Here is a 3,057-nt window from a genome sequence, read left to right on the forward strand (position 1 = left end):
CATGGCCGGCGCCGTCTCGCCGGAGAGCACCGCCGAGCGGTAGACCAGCAGCAGCGCCAGCGGCCCGGGTCCTGCGGCCTGCATCGCCGCCTCGACCGCGAGCGGCCCGCAGCCGGGGCACCACGCGAAGCCGCGCGGCAGCGCCCGCGGCGGCTCCGGCTCGACGGCGGCGCCGGCTTCCGCCGCGAGGCTGCGCAGAAAATTCGTCAGGTTCTCCGGCCCGCCGGCGCGGAAATACGCGTCGAGGCGGGCGCAGGTCTCGGGCGGCAGGGTCGAGAAGGCGTCGAGGCGCGGGTCCGGCCGGTCGTCGCCGGGCAGCACCGCGAGCCGGACGCCGTTCGCCCGCGCGGCCGCGGCGGCGCGCTCGATGCCGTAGCGCCAGTAATCGAGCCCGCCGAGGCAGCGGATCACGCAGGTCTCTGCGCGGGCGATCACCGCATCGACGTAGAGATCGACCGACATCGGGTGGCGCAGCTGCGCCAGCTTGGCGAGCCGCAGCGACGGCAGGCCGGGCTCGGCCGCGTGCGCCCGCGCCACCGCCGCGAGGTCGGTGTCGGTGAACGACAGGAAGACGATCGCGCCCGGCGTCTGGCCGAGATCGACCGCCGCCTCGCCCTCGTCGAGGGAGACCGTATCGAGGCGGATCAGATGCATGGCGCGCGCGCCCTCACGGCTCCAGGCGGGTGCGGGCCGGCTGCGCCCGCCCGCGCCGGATGCGCCAGACCAGCCGCAGGAGCAAGAGGGCCAAGAGGACGACGGGCAGCCAGGGCAGGCTCGCGACGGTGAACCGCAGGGCGGAGGCCGCGCTCTCGCCGAGGATCGGGCCGCTGCGGGCCCAGACCTCCTGCACCGGCGCGAAGGCCCCGGCCCGGGCCCGGCTGGTGCGGAAGGCCACCGTGACGATCTCGGTGTCCACGCGCTCGTCGAGGCCGCGGCGCGCCGCCTCCGCCTCCTCGATCTGGCTCTGGACCTGCGCCAGCTCGCCCGCGATCTTGATCAGATCCTCGGCCCGGTTGTCCGGCTTCTCGGCGAGCGCGGTCAGGCGGGTGCGGTAATCGGAGAGCTGGGCGAGCCGCCGGCCGGTATCGGTCAGGGCGGCGGTGAGATCCTCGGCGCGGGTCGCCTGCTCGATCAGCACGACGTCACCCGCCGCCTCGCCCGGCAGGGGCGCGGTGACGAAGGCGACGTAGGCGGCGACCGCTTCGTGCGGCAACCGCACCTGAACCTGGGCCTGCGGCTGGCTCGTGCCGCCGCCGTCGCGGATCGAGGAATTCAGCAGCGTGCAGGCCGCGGCCGCGTCGAGGCAGCGGTCGCGGGCGGCGGCGAAATGCGGCGCCACCCGGTCCGGCGCGAGGCCGACGGTGAGGTCGTGGCGGTAGGCGAGCTTGGCGGCTTTCTCCTGGCGCGCGGCGGAGACGAAGGGCGCGGGCGCCGCCGCGTCGGCACTCCGGCTCTCGCCGCCCGCCTCGCGCCGGCTGTCGGAGCAGCCGGCGAGGAGGGCGAGCGCGGGCAGAAGCGCGAGCAGGAGCCCGCGCGGCCACCGCCTCCCGGCCGCGCCCCGGCTCATCCCCGCAGCGCGGCGGCGACCGCGTCCCGATCGAAGCCTTTCAGGCCGATGACGACGAGGCGCCCGTCGCGGGGCTCCGCGCCCTTCCACGGGCGGTCGTAATGGGCGGCGACGCGCCGGCCGACGCCCTGCACCACGAGGCGCATCGGCTTGGCCCTGACTTCCGCGAACCCCTTGATCCGCAGCACGCCCTCGGTCTCGGCCGCCTTCTCCACCCGCGCCGCCAGCTCTTCCGGGCTGCCGGCGACGCCGACGGGGATCGCCACCGATTCGAAGTCGTCGTGGTCGTGGTCCTCGCCCTCGCCGTGATGCGAGGGACGGGCGTCGAGGTCGTCCTCCGCCGCCGCGGCGATGCCGAGCAGCACCCGCGCATCGAGGCGGCCGTGCTCGGTCGCGACGATCTCGACGGCGCGCGGCAGGTGCGCCTCGATCTCGGCGCGGACCTTCTCGCGGCCGGCCTCGTCGAGCAGGTCGGACTTGTTGAGCACCACGAGGTCGGCGCAGAGGATCTGGTCCTCGAACACCTCCTCCAGCGGGTTGTCGTGATCGACGGCCTGGTCCGCGGCGCGCTGGTTGGCCAGCGCGTCCGGGTCCTCGGCGAACATCCCGGCGGCGACCGCCGGGCCGTCCACCACCGCGACCACGCCGTCCACGGTGACCCGCGAGCGGATCGCCGGCCACTGGAACGCCTGGACCAGGGGTTTGGGGAGCGCGAGGCCGGAGGTCTCGATCAGGATGTGCTCCGGCGGCTCGGGCCGGTCCAGAAGCTTGGTCAGCGCCGGGACGAAGTCGTCGGCCACCGTGCAGCAGATGCAGCCGTTGGGCAGTTCCACCACCGAATCCTCGGTGCAGCCCTCGACGCCGCAGGCGGCGAGGAACGAGCCGTCGAAGCCGAGATCGCCGAACTCGTTGACGATGATGGCGAGCCGGCGCCCGCGGGCGTTCTCGACGGTGTGGCGCACCAGCGTCGTCTTGCCGGCTCCGAGGAAGCCGGTGACGATGGTGCAGGGGATCTTCTCGACGAGGCTCATGCTGGGGTGTCCCCTCGGGCCGCCCTGAGCGGCGGGATGCGGGCGACGACGCCCTTGCGGAAGGCTTCCGGCCGCTCGCGCCAGGGCACGACGCCGTCGGGCGTGTCGAGGTAGCGGCGCAGGCCCGCCAGGAGGGTGCGGGCGGACGCACCGGCGTCTTCGAGCGCGTCGAAATCGCCGTAGACGTAGGTCCAGCGGTCGGGCGAGGTCACCGCCACGGTGCAGGGCCGCTTGCAGACCGAGAGGCACTCGGCGCCCGCGATCGTCAGGCCCGGCACCGGTTCCCGCTCGGCCTCCGCGAGGAGCGCGGCCAGCAGCTTGGCCCCCGCGCGCGGCTCGGACGGGTCGCCCGCCGCGCGGCAGGTGGTGCAGACCGACAGGATTGCGGTGTCGGGATCAGGCCGGGGATCAGGCAAGGAATCTTGCAAGGAGTCACGCATGGGCACGGGCGCCCGCCGC

The 3,057-nt window shown here is 74.8% G+C and carries 3 protein-coding genes and 1 pseudogene; all 4 read right to left on the reverse strand.

Going from position 1 to position 3,057, the window contains the following annotated elements:
- Window positions 1–654 (reverse strand): annotated as a pseudogene (locus MFF42_RS11325) (cobaltochelatase subunit CobN); the annotation flags it as partial.
- Between the two features lie 13 nt (window positions 655–667).
- Window positions 668–1,567 carry a DUF4349 domain-containing protein gene (locus MFF42_RS11330; RefSeq protein WP_238255847.1) on the reverse strand — a complete coding sequence of 300 codons (900 nt, stop codon included), beginning with the start codon at window positions 1,565–1,567 and terminating at the stop codon, window positions 668–670.
- Window positions 1,564–2,598 carry a cobalamin biosynthesis protein CobW gene (cobW, locus tag MFF42_RS11335; protein WP_238255848.1) on the reverse strand — a complete coding sequence of 345 codons (1,035 nt, stop codon included), beginning with the start codon at window positions 2,596–2,598 and terminating at the stop codon, window positions 1,564–1,566. The genes MFF42_RS11330 and cobW overlap by 4 nt, the downstream gene beginning before the upstream one ends.
- The gene (locus MFF42_RS11340; RefSeq protein WP_238255849.1) at window positions 2,595–3,014 is read right to left on the reverse strand and encodes a DUF1636 family protein; all 420 of its coding nucleotides are present in this window, start codon (window positions 3,012–3,014) and stop codon (window positions 2,595–2,597) included. Before MFF42_RS11340 ends, cobW begins: the two co-directional genes overlap by 4 nt.
- Window positions 3,015–3,057: the final 43 nt, after the last annotated feature.

This window comes from Methylorubrum podarium, assembly GCF_022179745.1.
Lineage (GTDB): Bacteria > Pseudomonadota > Alphaproteobacteria > Rhizobiales > Beijerinckiaceae > Methylobacterium > Methylobacterium podarium.

Excerpts from the sequence above, each read along its gene's own strand:
- MFF42_RS11330 (WP_238255847.1), bottom strand. The coding sequence starts at position 1,567 with ATGAGCCGGGGCGCGGCCGGGAGGCGGTGGCCGCGCGGGCTCCTGCTC.
- cobW (WP_238255848.1), bottom strand. The coding sequence starts at position 2,598 with ATGAGCCTCGTCGAGAAGATCCCCTGCACCATCGTCACCGGCTTCCTC.